General features: G+C 69.2%; 11 protein-coding genes. 4 read left to right on the forward strand and 7 right to left on the reverse strand.

Going from position 1 to position 14,471, the window contains the following annotated elements:
- Positions 1 to 4 precede the first annotated feature (4 nt).
- Together trpD and C7443_RS04040 are read right to left on the reverse strand one after the other, a co-directional pair.
- The gene (trpD, locus tag C7443_RS04035; RefSeq protein ID WP_110017280.1) at positions 5 to 1,024 is read right to left on the reverse strand and encodes an anthranilate phosphoribosyltransferase; all 1,020 of its coding nucleotides are present in this window, start codon (positions 1,022 to 1,024) and stop codon (positions 5 to 7) included.
- A 16-nt stretch (positions 1,025 to 1,040) separates the two neighbouring features.
- Positions 1,041 to 1,619 (reverse strand): anthranilate synthase component II, encoded by a 579-nt coding sequence (locus C7443_RS04040; RefSeq protein ID WP_110017281.1) that lies wholly within the window; start codon positions 1,617 to 1,619, stop codon positions 1,041 to 1,043.
- A 278-nt stretch (positions 1,620 to 1,897) separates the two neighbouring features.
- Here C7443_RS04040 and C7443_RS04045 point away from each other — a divergent pair, with 278 nt between their 5' ends.
- Positions 1,898 to 2,872 carry a glucokinase gene (locus C7443_RS04045; RefSeq protein WP_110017282.1) on the forward strand — a complete coding sequence of 325 codons (975 nt, stop codon included), beginning with the start codon at positions 1,898 to 1,900 and terminating at the stop codon, positions 2,870 to 2,872.
- 32 nt (positions 2,873 to 2,904) lie between these two features.
- On the opposite strand, the gene trpE is transcribed toward C7443_RS04045, so the two are convergent.
- From trpE to C7443_RS04070, 5 genes are all read right to left on the reverse strand, one after another.
- Entirely contained in the window at positions 2,905 to 4,380 is a 1,476-nt protein-coding gene (gene trpE, locus C7443_RS04050) for an anthranilate synthase component I (RefSeq protein ID WP_110017283.1), read from the reverse strand.
- 120 nt (positions 4,381 to 4,500) lie between these two features.
- Complete coding sequence (locus C7443_RS04055; protein ID WP_110017284.1) at positions 4,501 to 5,169, reverse strand: phosphoglycolate phosphatase; 669 nt, start codon at positions 5,167 to 5,169, stop codon at positions 4,501 to 4,503.
- Entirely contained in the window at positions 5,169 to 5,843 is a 675-nt protein-coding gene (rpe, locus tag C7443_RS04060) for a ribulose-phosphate 3-epimerase (RefSeq protein WP_110017285.1), read from the reverse strand. The genes C7443_RS04055 and rpe overlap by 1 nt, the downstream gene beginning before the upstream one ends.
- 96 nt (positions 5,844 to 5,939) lie before the next feature.
- Positions 5,940 to 6,758, reverse strand: coding sequence for a co-chaperone DjlA (djlA, locus tag C7443_RS04065; protein WP_110017286.1), 819 nt, complete (start codon positions 6,756 to 6,758; stop codon positions 5,940 to 5,942).
- A gap of 63 nt (positions 6,759 to 6,821) precedes the next feature.
- Positions 6,822 to 7,484: an energy-coupling factor ABC transporter permease gene (locus tag C7443_RS04070; RefSeq protein ID WP_170123485.1), complete on the reverse strand. Its 663-nt coding sequence runs from the start codon at positions 7,482 to 7,484 to the stop codon at positions 6,822 to 6,824.
- A gap of 216 nt (positions 7,485 to 7,700) precedes the next feature.
- Here C7443_RS04070 and C7443_RS04075 point away from each other — a divergent pair, with 216 nt between their 5' ends.
- The 3 genes from C7443_RS04075 (at position 7,701) to C7443_RS04085 (ending at position 14,468) form a co-directional block, all read left to right on the forward strand.
- Positions 7,701 to 8,591, forward strand: coding sequence for a phosphoribosylaminoimidazolesuccinocarboxamide synthase (locus tag C7443_RS04075; protein ID WP_425467068.1), 891 nt, complete (start codon positions 7,701 to 7,703; stop codon positions 8,589 to 8,591).
- Positions 8,592 to 8,767: 176 nt separating this feature from the next.
- The gene (locus C7443_RS04080; RefSeq protein ID WP_110017288.1) at positions 8,768 to 13,573 is read left to right on the forward strand and encodes an NAD-glutamate dehydrogenase; all 4,806 of its coding nucleotides are present in this window, start codon (positions 8,768 to 8,770) and stop codon (positions 13,571 to 13,573) included.
- A 91-nt stretch (positions 13,574 to 13,664) separates the two neighbouring features.
- On the forward strand, positions 13,665 to 14,468 hold the full coding sequence (locus tag C7443_RS04085; RefSeq protein WP_170123486.1) for an alpha/beta fold hydrolase: 804 nt from the start codon (positions 13,665 to 13,667) through the stop codon (positions 14,466 to 14,468).
- Positions 14,469 to 14,471: the final 3 nt, after the last annotated feature.

The raw sequence follows: 14,471 nt of genomic DNA on the forward strand, positions 1-14,471 counted from the left end.
CGTCTCAAGCCGCCCGTTGCGTGAAGGCGATCAGCTCGGCGAACTTCGCCTGCGCCGCACCACTGGCGATGACCTGGAGGGCGCGTGCCACGCCCTCGGCCGGCGATTCCGCCAGGCCGGCGACATAGATCGCGGCACCGGCGTTGAGCGCAACGATGTCGCGCGCCGGCCCGGGTTCGCCGGCCAGCAGGTTGCGGATCACCGTCAGCGATTCGGCCGGCGAGGCCACGCGGATCGCATCGAGCGGTGCGCGTTTGAAGCCGAAGTCCTCCGGCGCGATCGTATAGCTCGTCACATGGCCGTGGCGCCCCTCGGCGACCAGGGTCGGCCCACCGATGGAAATCTCATCGAGGCCGTCCTCGCCGTGCACCACCATGACGTGGTGGCTGCCCAGGCGCATCAGCACCTCGGCCAGCGGCTCGACCAGCGCCGGACTGAACACGCCCATGACCTCGTTCGGCGCAGCGGCGGGATTGGTCAGCGGGCCGAGCACGTTGAAGATCGTGCGCACCGCCATCTCGCGCCGCGGACCGATCGCGTGCTTCATCGCGCCGTGATGCTGCGGCGCGAACAGGAAGGCGACACCGACCTCGCGGATGCATTCCTCGATGCGCGCCACCGGCAGGTCGAGGCGCACGCCGGCGGCTTCGAGCACGTCGGCGGCGCCGGTCTTGCCGCTGACCGCCCGGTTGCCGTGCTTGGCGACGGTGCCGCCGGCGGCAGCGACCACCATCGACGACGCCGTCGACACGTTGAAGCTGCCGGAAACGTCACCGCCGGTGCCGACGATGTCGACAACGTGCTCGCCGTTCGCCTGCACCGGCGTCGCCAGCTCGCGCATCACCCGCGCGGCGGCGGCGATCTCATCGACCGTTTCGCCCTTCATGCGCAGGCCGACGAGAAAACCGCCGATCTGCGCCGGCGTCGCCGCGCCGGTCATGATCAGGCGCATCACGTCGGTCATCTCTGCGGCCGAAAGGTCCTGCCCTTCGACGACGCGGCGAATGGCGTTCTGCATGTCCATCGGCTGTGCTCCCCGCTCAGCGCTTGAGGAAATTGGCCAGCATCGCGTGGCCGTGTTCGGTGAGGATCGATTCCGGGTGGAACTGCACCCCTTCGACATCGAGCGTGCGATGCCGCACCCCCATGATTTCATCGATCGAGCCGTCGGCGTGCTCGGTCCAGGCGGTGATCTCAAGGCAGTCCGGCAGACTGCTCTGCTCGATCACCAGCGAGTGGTAGCGGGTCGCCGTCAGCGGGCTGGGCAGGCCGGCGAACACGCCGGCGCCGTGGTGCACCACCGGCGACACCTTGCCGTGCATCACGTCCTTGGCGCGCACGATACGCCCGCCGAAGGCCTGGCCGATGCTCTGGTGGCCAAGGCAGACGCCGAGGATCGGCAGCCGCCCGGCAAAGCGTCCGATCGCCGGCACCGAGACGCCGGCCTCGTTCGGCGTGCACGGCCCGGGCGAGAGCACCAGATGACTCGGCGCCAGCCGCTCGATCTCGTCGAGCGTGATGCAGTCATTGCGAAACACCTGCACGTCCGCACCCAGTTCACCGAAATACTGCACGAGGTTGTAGGTGAACGAGTCGTAGTTATCGATCATCAGGAGCATGGCAAAAAACACCTTTTGGCATGAGTTAATCCGAGAGCGCTGCAATGCCTGCTCCTGCAAGCGTGCGGCGTTGGCACCGTCCGGCAGGGCGGACATTCTGCCCCGAGCAACAAGGATGGCGGAACCCCTCGCCATCGCCGCCCCGAGGCGGTGAACACCCCGGCGGCGAAGGCCAGCGGCGACCGCCGCACACGCCCGCCGGTCGCGACGGGCGGACAAACGCTGCGCAATGCGCTCATCATCGAGCTCCTCGCTTCATGCTGTGAGTGGAGAGCCGCATGCCCCAGCCGCCCCTGACTCCGAACGCGCCCGCCCTGCTCGCCGACGTCGGCGGCACCAATGCCCGCTTCGCGCTGCTCGATGCAGCGCACGCGCTGCCGCGTGCGATCCGCACGCTGCCCTGCGCCGACTACCCCGGCATCGATGCCGCGATCGCCGCCTATCTGGCGGACAGCGGCGCCCAGCCGCAGCGGGCCGTCGTCGCCATCGCCAATCCGATCACCGGCGATGCCGTGCGCATGACCAACCATCACTGGTCGTTCTCGATCGAAGCCGTGCGCCAGCGCCTCGGTCTGCAGCAGCTCAAAGTCATCAATGACTTCACCGCGCTGGCGCTGGCGCTGCCGCGCCTTGCCGCCGCTGACTGCCTGCAGATCGGTGGCGGCGTGGCCGCCGCACGCGGGCCGAAGGCACTGCTCGGCCCCGGCACCGGCCTCGGCGTCTCCGGCCTGCTGCCGAGCGGCAGCGACGGCTGGATCGCCCTCGCCGGCGAAGGCGGGCACGTCAGCTTCAGTCCGGCCGATGAGCTGGAGCTGGAGATCCTGCGCCTGAGCTGGCGGCGCCATGCGCACGTCTCGGCCGAGCGCCTGCTCTCCGGCGGCCTCGGCCTGCCGCTGCTGTATCAGGCGCTGTGCGAGATCGCCGGCGTCGCCGCCGAGCCGCTCGACAGCGCCGAGATCAGCCGGCGCGCGCTCAACGCCAGCTGTCCGCAGTGCCAGCAGACGCTGGAGCGCTTCTGCACGATGCTCGGCACGGCCGCCGCCAATCTGGCGCTGACGCTCGGTGCCAGCGGCGGCGTCTACCTCGGCGGCGGCATCCTGCCGCGCTTTCCCGGGTTCTTCGCCGCCTCGGGGTTTCGTGCACGCTTCGAGGACAAGGGCCGCTTCAGCGACTACCTGAAGGCGATCCCCTGCTACCTGATCACGGCCGATAACCCGGCGCTGCTCGGCGCAGCGGCGGCGCTGGCGGACTGAGGGCCGCGCGCGACAGCGGTCGCGCCGCATGCTCAGTCGCCGATGCGTGCCGCCAGCGCGGCGGCACGCATCACAGCCCGCCCTTTGTTCAGCGTCTCTTCCCACTCGCTGCGCGGCACCGAGTCGGCGACGATGCCGGCGCCGGCCTGCAGGTGCAGCACGCCGTCCTTGATCACCGCGGTACGGATCGCGATCGCGGTGTCCATGTTGCCGCTCCACGACAGGTAGCCGACGGCGCCGGCATAGATGCCGCGCTTGACCGGCTCCAGCTCGTCGATGATCTCCATCGCGCGGATCTTCGGCGCGCCGCTGACAGTGCCGGCGGGGAAGGTCGCGCGCAGCACGTCCATCGCCGTCAGCCCCGGCAGCAGCCGGCCGGTGACGTTGGAGACGATGTGCATGACGTGCGAGTAGCGCTCGACCACCATCTGCTCGGTGATGTGCACGCTGCCGGTGACGCTGACGCGTCCGGCGTCGTTGCGGCCGAGGTCGATCAGCATCAGATGCTCGGCGAGCTCCTTCGGATCGGCCAGCAGCTCGGCCTCCAGCGCCCGGTCCTCGGCCTCGTCGCGACCGCGCTTGCGGGTGCCGGCGATCGGCCGCACGGTAACCACGCCGTCCTCCAGACGGGCGAGGATCTCCGGGCTGGAGCCGACGATGTGCAGCTCGCCGAGGTTGAAGAAATACATATACGGCGAGGGGTTGAGGCTGCGCAGCGTGCGGTAGAGGTCGAGCGGCGCAGCGGTGTACGGCGCGCTCATGCGCTGCGAGGGCACCACCTGCATGCAGTCGCCGGCGAAGATGTATTCGCGAATCTTCTCGACCGCCGCCTCGAAGCCCTGCTGGGTGAAGCCGGAGACGAAATCGGCCTCGCTGAGCGGCCGGCGCTCGCCGTGCTCATAGGCGGTCGAGCCGCTGCGCAGGCGCTCGACCAGCTCGTCGAGGCGCTGCTCGGCGCGCTCCAGCGCGCGTTCGACCGCCGGGTCGACCTGGGTGATGACGTAGAGCTTGCCGGCGAGGTTGTCGAAGACGACGACGTCTTCCGAAACCAGCAGCAGGATGTCCGGCGCACCGATCGGATCGGGATTCGGGCAGCATGCCAGTCGCGGCTCGACGTAGCGCACCGAGTCGTAGCCGAAATAGCCGACCAGACCGCCGGCGAAGCGCGGCAGGCCCTCGCGGTTTTCCGGCACGCGGAAGCGACGCTGGAAGGCTTCGATCCAGGCCAGCGGATCGGCGACCTCGGCGTGCTCGACGATCTCGCCGCTGTGCTCGACGCTGACCTCGTGGCCGCGCACACGGATCACCTTGCGCGCCGGCAGGCCGATGATCGAGTAACGCCCCCATTTCTCACCGCCCTGCACCGATTCGAGCAGGTAGGTGTAGGGCGCGTCGGCGAGCTTGAGATAGGTCGACAGCGGCGTGTCGAGGTCGGCGAGGACTTCGCGGACCACGGGAATGCGGTTATAGCCGGCGGCGGCGAGCGCGGCGAATTCGGAAGCGTTCATGACGAGACCTCGGTGATTCGGCGAAAGGACGATGCGATGGCGAAACGGCGCGGTAACTCAGGCGCGCGCACGCCATCGCAGGTCGATCGGCTGGGTCTCGGTCGGGATCATGATGGCGCCTCAGGCGATCAGCGCCGGCAGCTCGGCGAGGCTGGCGACGACCACGTCGGGCGCCGACTCGCGGATGTCGCGGCCGTGGTTGTAGCCGTAGGGCACGGCGGCCACCGGGCAGCCGGCATTGCGCGCGGCGCCGATGTCGTTTTTCGAGTCGCCGACCATCAGGCAGCGCGTCGGCGTCACGCCGAGGCGCTCGGCGGCGAGCAGCAGCGCATCCGGCGCCGGCTTGTGCGCCGGCGTGCATTCACCGCCGACCAGCGTCGCGAAATAGCGCTCGATGCCGATGCGCGTCAGCAGCGGTGCAGCCAGCTCGGCCGGCTTGTTGGTGACGCAGGCGAGCGGCAGCCCGCGCGCGGCGAGCGCCTGCAGGCAGTCGGCGACACCGGCGTACAACGTGCTGTAGACGCAGACGCAGTCGGCATAGAAACGGCGGTACAGCGGGCGGGCGCGCGCCATCAGCTCGGCGTCGGCCTGACCGTCCATCGAGTCGGTGAGCGCGCGGCGGATCAGGTTTTCCGAGCCGTTGCCGACCCAGGTGCGCACCTTGGCCTCACCGCGCGCCGGCAGGTCGAGCGCCGCCATCAGCCGGTCCACGGCGATGGCGATGTCCGGCACGCTGTCGACCAGCGTACCGTCGAGATCGAAGAGCACGGCATCGATGTCATGGAACATCAGGCGTGGACCTCGGCGAGTTCGGCGCGCATCCGCGCGATGGTCGCGGCGTAGTCCGGCGTGCTGAAGATCGCCGAGCCGGCGACGAAGGTGTCGGCGCCGGCGGCGGCGATCGCACCGATGTTGTCGACCTTGACGCCACCGTCGATCTCCAGGCGGATCGGCAGGCCGCTGGCGTCGATCAGCGCGCGCGCCTCACGCAGCTTGCCGAGCGTCGCCGGGATGAAGCTCTGGCCGCCGAAGCCGGGGTTGACCGACATCAGCAGCACCATGTCGAGCTTGTCCATCACGTACTTCAGGCAGTCGAGCGGCGTCGCCGGGTTGAACACCAGCCCGGCCTTGCAGCCGCAGGAACGGATCAGCTGCAGCGTGCGGTCGATGTGCCGACTCGCCTCGGGGTGGAAGGTGATGTAGCTGGCGCCGGCCTCGGCGAACATCGGCACCAGCGCATCGACCGGCTCGACCATCAGGTGCACGTCGATCGGCGCGCTGACGCCGTGCTTGCGCAGCGCCTCGCAGACCAGCGGCCCGATGGTCAGGTTCGGCACATAGTGGTTGTCCATCACGTCGAAATGGACGATGTCCGCGCCGGCGGCGAGGACGTTGTCGACTTCCTCGCCCAGGCGCGCGAAATCCGCCGAGAGGATCGAGGGAGCGATCAGGTAATCCGCCATCTTGCTGACTCCGACCGCGTGCGTGACACGGCCCGTGTGCGAAAAGGGCATCAATTTACCCGATTCGGCGGCGGATTGCCGTGTGCGGATGCCGTCTCAGTCCAGCCCGCGTGCCACACGGATGCGCTCGTAGGCCGAGCGGATGGCGTGGGTGCGCTCGGCGGCGCGCTTGAGTTCGGCCTCGGAGGCGCCGCTGGCGCTGAGTTTGTCCGGGTGGTGGCGGCTGAGCAGGCGACGGTAGGCGCGGGTCAGCTCATCGTCGGAGACGCTCGAATCGATGCCCAGCGTGGCGTAGTCCTGCGTCAGCGTCGGCGGGTGCGGGCGGGCGCTGCCGCGCCGCGAGTGCTCGTAGCCGCCGCCGGACTGCGCACCGCCGCGCTGCAGGCGGATCAGCTGCTCCATCGCATCGAGCTGGAAGCGCGGAATGCCGAGGCGGTTGAAGATATCGGCGAGCAGCGCGCGCTGCTGCGGATGCGGCTCGCCCTCGGCCCAGGCGGCTCCGACCTGAATCTCCAGGAACAGCCGCAGCAGGTCGTTGCGGTGCAGGCAGGCGAGCTGGAAGCCGTCGAGCACGTCGACCAGCGGAAAGTCCGGGCGCTTGCCCTCGGTGAACAGACGCATCGCCGCGCGGCGCTGCTCGCCGTCGAGGCGCAGATGTGTCATCACCGCGCGGGCGGCATCGAGCTCGGCCTCGGAGACGCGACCGTCGGCCTTGCAGACCGCGCCCATCGTGGTGAAAGCGGCAGTAAAGAAGGCCTGTTCGGCGCTGGTTTCACGCTCACGCTCATCACTGGTGGTCAGGCGCTCGACACCGCGGTCGAAGTTGTGACCGATCGCGGCGCCGAACATCGCGCCGAGCGGACCGCCGAACATGAAGCCGACGGCGCCGCCCATCATTTTGCCCCACCAGCTCATCGGGGCGCTCCGCTACGGTGAAGGACGAACGGGTGATCGCGGTACATACAGGCTCGGCTCGGTTCAGCTGCGAAAGTAACGGGCTTCGTCGAAGGTGCGCAGCCACTCGGGTTTGAGGCCGACGAACACCGCCGTCAGCATGCCGTTCATCAGCCCTTCCGGGAACAGGTAGAGCGGCAGGAACGGCAGGTATTCACGGGCGATGCGGGAGAAGCTGTAGGCATCGAGCAGCACCAGCACGCCGACCACTGCCAGCACCGTCACCAGTGCCGCGAAGATCGCGCCGAAGAAGCCGCAGACGAAGATGTAGACAAAGGGATTGGTCGGCAGCCGGCGCGTCACCCAGTGCTGGATCAGGTAGCTGATCGTCACCGGCAGCACGCCGGTCAGCAGCATCGTCAGCGACAGCTCGTACCAGTCGAGCTTGCCGGAGACGGCCAGACCGAGGCCGAGCACGATGACGGCGAGCGTGGCCAAGGACCAGCCGAACATCAGCGTCAGCACGGTGACGCCGAGAAAGTGATAACCGAGCCCCGGCGTGACGCCGGCGCGAAAGCTCCACAGCAGCAGCAGCGAGACCAGCGCGCCGCCGAGCACGTGCTGCATCGAATTTGCCGTCAGCGCACGCCACGGCGCCTGGCGCACCGCGACGACACCCAGCGTGGCCAGCGCCAGGTGCGAGGTCAGCATCAGGCCGGTGGGCAGGACTTCGGAGGGTATGTTCATAGTGTGCTTCCAGCATAACGCCGCGACGCCTGCGACCGTAGACCGCCGACCGGCGTCGCGGTGCTGGCGATGCGGCGGTGCATCATCGAAACGGTACCACGTCACGCACGCACTGATGGATCGCATCCGCGCTGCACGGTGACTTGGCGCTGCCCGGCACGCGGCGCACAATTCGCGCCCTGTTCGACCCCCGCCGGAGCCCCGCCCGTGAGCGACATCCTCGCCGACACCCCTGCCGAACTGGCCAGCCTGCCGCTGATCTACCGCGGCAAGGTCCGTGACGTGTACGGCATCGACGACCAGCACATCCTGATGGTCGCCAGCGACCGCCTTTCCGCCTTCGACGTCGTGCTGCCGACCGGCATCCCCGGCAAAGGCGCGACGCTGACGACGATTTCCAACTTCTGGTTCGCCCGCCTGCGCCACATCATCCGCAACCACCTCGACCTGGCCACGGTGACGCTGGAGCAGGCCCTGCCCGACCCGGCCGAACGCGCGCGCGTCGCCGGCCGCGCGGTGGTCGCGCGCAAGCTGCGCGGGCTGCCGATCGAGGCCATCGTGCGCGGCTACATCATCGGCTCGGGCTGGAAGGACTATCAGCAGACCGGTTCGATCTGCGGCATCGCGCTGCCGAGCGGGCTCAAGCTCGCCGACAAGCTGCCGGCACCGATCTTCACGCCCTCGACCAAGGCCGCCGTCGGCGACCACGACGAGAACGTCAGCTTCGAGACGGTGATGGCAAAGATCGGCGAGGAGCTGGCCGCGCAGGTGCGCGCGGTCAGCATCCGCCTGTATCAGGAGGCCGCGGCCTACGCGCTGACGCGCGGCATCATCATCGCCGACACCAAGTTCGAGTTCGGCCTCGACGAGCACGGCGAACTGGTGCTGATGGACGAGGCGCTGACCCCGGATTCCTCGCGCTTCTGGCCGGCCGACCAGTACCGCGCCGGCGTCAACCCGCCGAGCTTCGACAAGCAGTTCGTGCGCGACTACCTGGAAACCCTGGACTGGAACAAAAAGGCGCCGGGGCCGCTGCTGCCTGAGGAGATCCTCGAAAAATCCGCCGCCAAGTACCGCGAGGCGATGACCCGCCTGACCGCGTCCTGAGCCGCCCCGCGCCACGGCCACGCGCTGCCACTGGCGGCGCGTGGCCGTTTGCGTTCACGCGCCTGCACACGCCGCGCGCGGCCAGCGCCGCCATCCCCGCAGCCGCCATCTAGACTTGCCGGCACGCGTCCCGCTGACGGGACGCCCCCCAGGCAAGCAAGAGAGGCTTTGCAGGCATGGCCAATCCCGCCGACAGAAAGCAGGAACTCATCGAGCGTGTCGCCACGCGCCTCGAAGAGCGGCTGGTGCAGGGCGGTGCAGTCGCCGCGGCGTTTGCCCGCGAGTACTACGCCCGGGTGCCGCCGGACGACCTGCTCGACGACAATCTCGAAGATCTCTACGGCGCCGTGCTCGCGCACTGGAACTTCCTGCATTCGATCCCGCTCGGCGAGACCGGGCTGCGCGTCTACAACCCGACACACGACGAATACGGCTGGCGCTCGACGCACACGGTCATCGAGCTGATCGTCACCGACATGCCGTTCCTGGTCGACTCGATCAGCATGGCGCTGAACCGTCACGGCTTTACCGTGCACCGCCTGATCCATCCGGTGATGGCGATCCGCACCGACGAGGCCGGCACCATCGTCGCCATCCACGAAGCGCGCGAGGCCGAGGGCCTGCAGCTGGCGGTGATGCACTTCGAGATCGACCGCGAAACCGACACGGCGACGCTGACGGCACTGCGCGGCGAGCTCGAACGCGTACTCAGCGACGTGCGCGCGGCGGTCGAGGACTGGCCGCGAATGCTGGCACGGCTGCACGAGATCGCCGACGAGATGGACCCGGAGCGGCTGCCGCTGCCGCAGGCCGAAGTCGAAGAGGCGCGCGCCTTTCTCGACTGGGTTGCCGACAACCACTTCACGCTGCTCGGCTTCTGCGCCTACCGCCTGACCGAGGAAGCCGGCGAAACCTACCTGCGCCCGGAGGTCGGCACCGGACTTGGCCTGCGCCGCAGCATCAACAGCAATCCGCCGACGCACATCAGCGCACTGCCGCCGCGCCACCGCGCGCTGGCGCTGGCGCCGCATCCGCTGGTGCTGACCAAGGCCAACGCCCGCTCCACCGTGCACCGTCCGGCCCAGCTCGACTACCTCGGCGTGCGCCGCTTCGACGAAAGCGGCCAGGTGGTCGGCGAGTGGCGCTTCATCGGCCTGTATACCTCCAGCGCCTACCACAGCTCGCCGTTCGACATCCCGCTGCTGCGCGCCAAGGCCGATGCGGTGATCGAGCGCGCCGGCCTGCCGCGCCTGAGCCACTCCGGCAAGGCGCTGATGCACGTGCTGACCACCTTCCCGCGCGATGAACTGATCCAGGCCAACGACGACGAGCTGTTCCACACCGCCATCGGCATCCTCCACCTCGAAGAGCGCCAGCGCCTGCGCCTGTTCCTGCGCACCGACCCGTTCGAGCGCTTCGTCTCGGCGCTGGTCTACGCGCCGCGCGACCGCTACAACACCGAGATGCGGCTGAAGATGCAGTCGATCCTGGCGGCGGCGCTGAATGGCGAGGCGATCGATTTTTCGACCGAGTTCGGCGAATCGGTGCTCGCCCGCGTGCACATCACCATCAGCACCACGCCCGGCCAGATCCCCGCCTACAACGCCGACGAGCTCGAAGCGCGCCTGCGCGAGACGATGCTGTCCTGGGAGGACGACTTCAAGGCGGCACTGGTCGAAGCCCTCGGCGAAGGCCACGGCAATGCGCTGTTCAACCGCTACGCCGGCGCCTTCAGCGCCGCCTACAAGGAAGACTTCGCGCCGCGCAGCGCGGTCGGGGACATCGAACGGCTGGAGGCGGTGCGCGCCGGCTCACCGCTGGCGCTGTACCTGTACCAGCCGCCGGAGTCACCGGCCGGCTGGCTGCGCTTCAAGCTCTGCGGCCGGGCGCCGATGGTGCCGCTGTCCGAGGTGCTGCCGATGCTCGAACGCATGGGCCTGGCGGTGCTGGAAACCCACCCCTACGACGTCGAGCCGCGCGACGGCGAGCCGCTGTGGGTGCTCGACTTCGACCTGCGTGAAGCGCCCGGCGTGCGCGTCGACGTCGAGCGCGCCCGCACCACCTTCGAGGAAGCCTTCGCCCACGTCTGGGACGGGCGCATCGAGAACGACGGCTTCAACCGCCTGGTGCTCGGCGCCGGCATCGACTGGCGCGACGTGGTGATGCTGCGCGCCTACGGCAAATACCTGCTGCAGACACGGGTGCCGTTCTCGCAGAGCTACATGGAAGAGACACTGGCCAAGCACGCCGGCATCAGCGCACGGCTGGCGGCGCTGTTCCACGCCCGCTTCGACGCCGACCACCCGGACGAGGCACAGGCCGACTACCTGGTGCGCACCGTCGAAGACGAGCTGGAAAAAGTCGCCGTCCTCGACGAGGACCGCATCCTGCGCCGCTTCCTGGCGGTGATCCTGGCGACGCTGCGCACCAACTACTTCCAGCCCGACGCCCAGGGCCTGCCCAAGGAATACCTGTCGTTCAAGTTCGACCCGGCGAAGATCCCCGAGCTGCCGCTGCCGCGGCCGATGTTCGAGATCTGGGTCTACTCGCCACGCGCCGAGGCCATCCACCTGCGCGGCGGCAAGGTCGCCCGCGGCGGCATCCGCTGGTCGGACCGCCGCGAGGACTTCCGCACCGAGGTGCTCGGTCTGGTCAAGGCGCAGCAGGTGAAGAACGCCGTCATCGTGCCGGTCGGCTCCAAGGGCGGCTTCGTCGTCAAGCGGCCACCGGCCGAGCGCGAGGCGCTGATGCAGGAGGTGGTGCACTGCTACCAGACGCTGATGCGCGGCATGCTCGACATCACCGACAACCTGCTCGGCGGCCAGGTGGTGGCGCCGCTGCGGGTGGTGCGCTACGACGCCGACGACCCCTATCTGGTGGTCGCCGCCGACAAGGGCACGGCGACCTTCTCCGACATCGCCAACGGCCTGGCGCAGGAATACGGCTTCTGGCTCGGCGACGCCTTCGCCTCCGGCGGTTCAGCCGGCTATGACCACAAGAAGATGGGCATCACCGCGCGCGGCGCCTGGGAATCGGTCAAGCGCCACTTCCGTGAACTCGGCAAGGACATCCAGAACGAGGACTTCAGCGTCGTCGGCATCGGCGACATGAGCGGCGACGTGTTCGGCAACGGCATGCTGCTGTCGCGCCACATCCGCCTGCTCGCCGCCTTCGACCACCGCCACATCTTCATCGACCCCGAGCCCGACGCCGAGCGCAGCTATGCCGAGCGCGAGCGGCTGTTCGCGCTGCCGCGCTCCTCCTGGGCCGATTACGACGCCAGCCTGATCTCGGCCGGCGGCGGCGTGTTCCCGCGCACGGCGAAGTCGATCGTGCTGTCAGCGCAGACGCGGGCCGCCTTCGGCATCGAGGCCACGCGGCTGGCACCGACCGAACTGATCAGCGCACTGCTGCGCGCGCCGGTCGAGCTGCTGTGGAACGGCGGCATCGGCACCTACGTCAAGGCCGCCGGCGAGTCGCACGCCGACGCCGGCGATCGCGCCAACGACGGCCTGCGCGTCAACGGCAGCGAGCTGCGCTGCAAGGTCGTCGGCGAGGGCGGCAACCTCGGCTTCACCCAGCGCGGGCGCATCGAATACGCCCGCGCCGGCGGCCGCATCCTCACCGATGCCATCGACAACTCCGCCGGCGTCAACTGCTCGGATCACGAGGTCAACATCAAGATCCTGCTCAATCATGTCGTCGCCGACGGCGACATGACGCTCAAGCAGCGCAACGAGCTGCTGGTGGCGATGACCGACGAAGTCGCCAGCCTGGTGCTGCGTCAGAACGTGCTGCAGCCGCAGACCATCGCCATCGCCGTGCGCGAGGCGCCGGAACTGCTCGGCGACCACGCCCGCGTCATCCGTCAGCTGGAAAAGGCCGGCCGCCTCAACCGCCGCATCGAGTTCCTGCCGGCCGACGACGAGATCGCCGAGCGCGAGGCCGCCGGCAGCGGCCTGACGGCGCCGGAAATCGCCGTGCTGCTGGCCTACTCGAAGATCGCGCTCTACGACGAGCTGCTCGCCTCCGATGTGCCCGAGGACCGCCACCTGCGCGACACGCTGCACACCTACTTCCCGCAGCCGCTGCGCCAGCGCTACGCCGAGGCGATGGACCGCCACCCGCTCAAGCGCGAGATCATCGCCACCGTCATCACCAATTCCATGCTCAACCGCATGGGCTCGACCTTCATCTTCCGCGTCAACGAGCAGTGCGGCGCCACCAGCTCGGCGATCGCCCGCGCCTATGCCGCGGCACGCGACATGTTCGACATGCCGCGGCTGTGGGACGCGATCGAGGCGCTCGACAACCGCGTGCCGGCGACGCTGCAGATGGACATGATCTCGGCCAGCCAGTCGCTGCTGACGCGGGCCTGCCTGTGGCTGCTGCGCAACCGCCGCCCGCCACTCGACATCGCGCCGACCGTCGAATACTTCGCGCCGCACATCGCCCTGCTGCTGTCGATGAAGGGGCTGATGCCGGGCCGCGCCGGCGAAGCGCTGCACACCGAGACCGCGCAGCTGCAGAGTGCCGGCGTGCCCGACGAGATCGCCGAGTGGGTCGCCAGCCTCGATCCGCTGTATTCCACGCTCGACATCATCGAGGTCGCCGCGCAGACCGGCGTGCCGGCACAGCGGGTGGCACTGGTCTACTTCTCGCTGATCGACGCGCTCGAACTCGACTGGCTGCGCCAGGCGCTCGATCACCTCGGCGCCAACAACCACTGGCAGCACCGCGCCCGCACCGCACTGCTCGATGCGCTGTACACGCAGCAGCGGCGGCTGACCAAGGACGTGCTGCGCAGCGTCGATCCGGCCGACGAAACGCACACGCCGTCGCAGTGGCTCGAAGCCTGGTACACGCCGAACCGCGCCGCCCTCGACCGCTTCGCCGGCGTGCTCGCCGAGCTCAAGACCAATCCGCGGGTCGACCTGTCGATGCTGATGGTGGCGCTGGGCGAGGTCGGCGCGGTGAGCTGAGCGCGGGAAACCCGCGGCCGGACCGTCGGTCACAACGGGCACCGCCGCCTGCAGCGTGCAGGCGGCCGTCGCCCGTGCGAGCATGTGCCCGATGAAACCACCCCGTCCCCGCCTGTACCCGCTGCTCGCGCTGTTCAGCGCGCTGCTGCTGCTCAGTCTCGGTGTCGCCCCGGCGACCGGGCCGAGTCACTGGACCCAGGTCAACGGTCACCCGCTGCACTACCTGCGCTACGGCAGCGGCACGCCGGTACTGCTGCTGCACGGCGGCGGTGACTCCGGCGCGCACTCCTTTGCCCGCCAGCTCGACGAGCTGGTCGCCGCCGGCCACGAAGTGATCGCCCCCGATCAGGTCGGCCAGGGTGAAACACCGGCGCTGCCGGGGCCGCTCAGCTACACGGCGATGATGGAAGACACCGCCGCGCTGCTCGGCCAGCTCGATCTCGGCCCGGTCGATGCCGTCGGCTTCAGCGACGGCGGCATCCTCGCGCTGATGCTCGCCGTGCATCACCCGCGGCTGCTGCGCCGGCTGGTGGTCAGCGGCGTCAATATCTCGCCGGCCGGCCTGCCGAAGTCCGACCTCGATGACATGCGCGAGGACAGTGCCGCGGCGGCGGATTCCGATGCCCCGCCGACGCTCGCCGACAAGCTGCGCGAGCTGTGGCTGAACGCGCCGACCGCGCGGGAGCTCAGTCCGCAGCTGCTCGCCGGCATCCAGCAGCCGGTGCTGGTGATGGCCGGTGACCACGACGCGGTGCGCCTCGATCACATCCTGGCGATTTTCCACGCGCTGCCGCATGGCGAGCTGTTCATCGTGCCGGGCACCGGCCACGGCACCTTCCGCAGCCGCCCGGACTGGGTCAACCCGGTGCTGCTGAACTTCCTCGACCGCGTCTGAGCC

This window comes from Plasticicumulans acidivorans (assembly GCF_003182095.1).
Taxonomy (GTDB): Bacteria; Pseudomonadota; Gammaproteobacteria; order Competibacterales; family Competibacteraceae; genus Plasticicumulans; species Plasticicumulans acidivorans.

Excerpts from the sequence above, each read along its gene's own strand:
- trpD (WP_110017280.1), bottom strand. The coding sequence starts at position 1,024 with ATGGACATGCAGAACGCCATTCGCCGCGTCGTCGAAGGGCAGGACCTT.
- C7443_RS04040 (WP_110017281.1), bottom strand. The coding sequence starts at position 1,619 with ATGCTCCTGATGATCGATAACTACGACTCGTTCACCTACAACCTCGTG.
- C7443_RS04045 (WP_110017282.1), top strand. The coding sequence starts at position 1,898 with ATGCCCCAGCCGCCCCTGACTCCGAACGCGCCCGCCCTGCTCGCCGAC.
- trpE (WP_110017283.1), bottom strand. The coding sequence starts at position 4,380 with ATGAACGCTTCCGAATTCGCCGCGCTCGCCGCCGCCGGCTATAACCGC.
- C7443_RS04055 (WP_110017284.1), bottom strand. The coding sequence starts at position 5,169 with ATGTTCCATGACATCGATGCCGTGCTCTTCGATCTCGACGGTACGCTG.
- rpe (WP_110017285.1), bottom strand. The coding sequence starts at position 5,843 with ATGGCGGATTACCTGATCGCTCCCTCGATCCTCTCGGCGGATTTCGCG.
- djlA (WP_110017286.1), bottom strand. The coding sequence starts at position 6,758 with ATGAGCTGGTGGGGCAAAATGATGGGCGGCGCCGTCGGCTTCATGTTC.
- C7443_RS04070 (WP_170123485.1), bottom strand. The coding sequence starts at position 7,484 with ATGAACATACCCTCCGAAGTCCTGCCCACCGGCCTGATGCTGACCTCG.
- C7443_RS04080 (WP_110017288.1), top strand. The coding sequence starts at position 8,768 with ATGGCCAATCCCGCCGACAGAAAGCAGGAACTCATCGAGCGTGTCGCC.
- C7443_RS04085 (WP_170123486.1), top strand. The coding sequence starts at position 13,665 with ATGAAACCACCCCGTCCCCGCCTGTACCCGCTGCTCGCGCTGTTCAGC.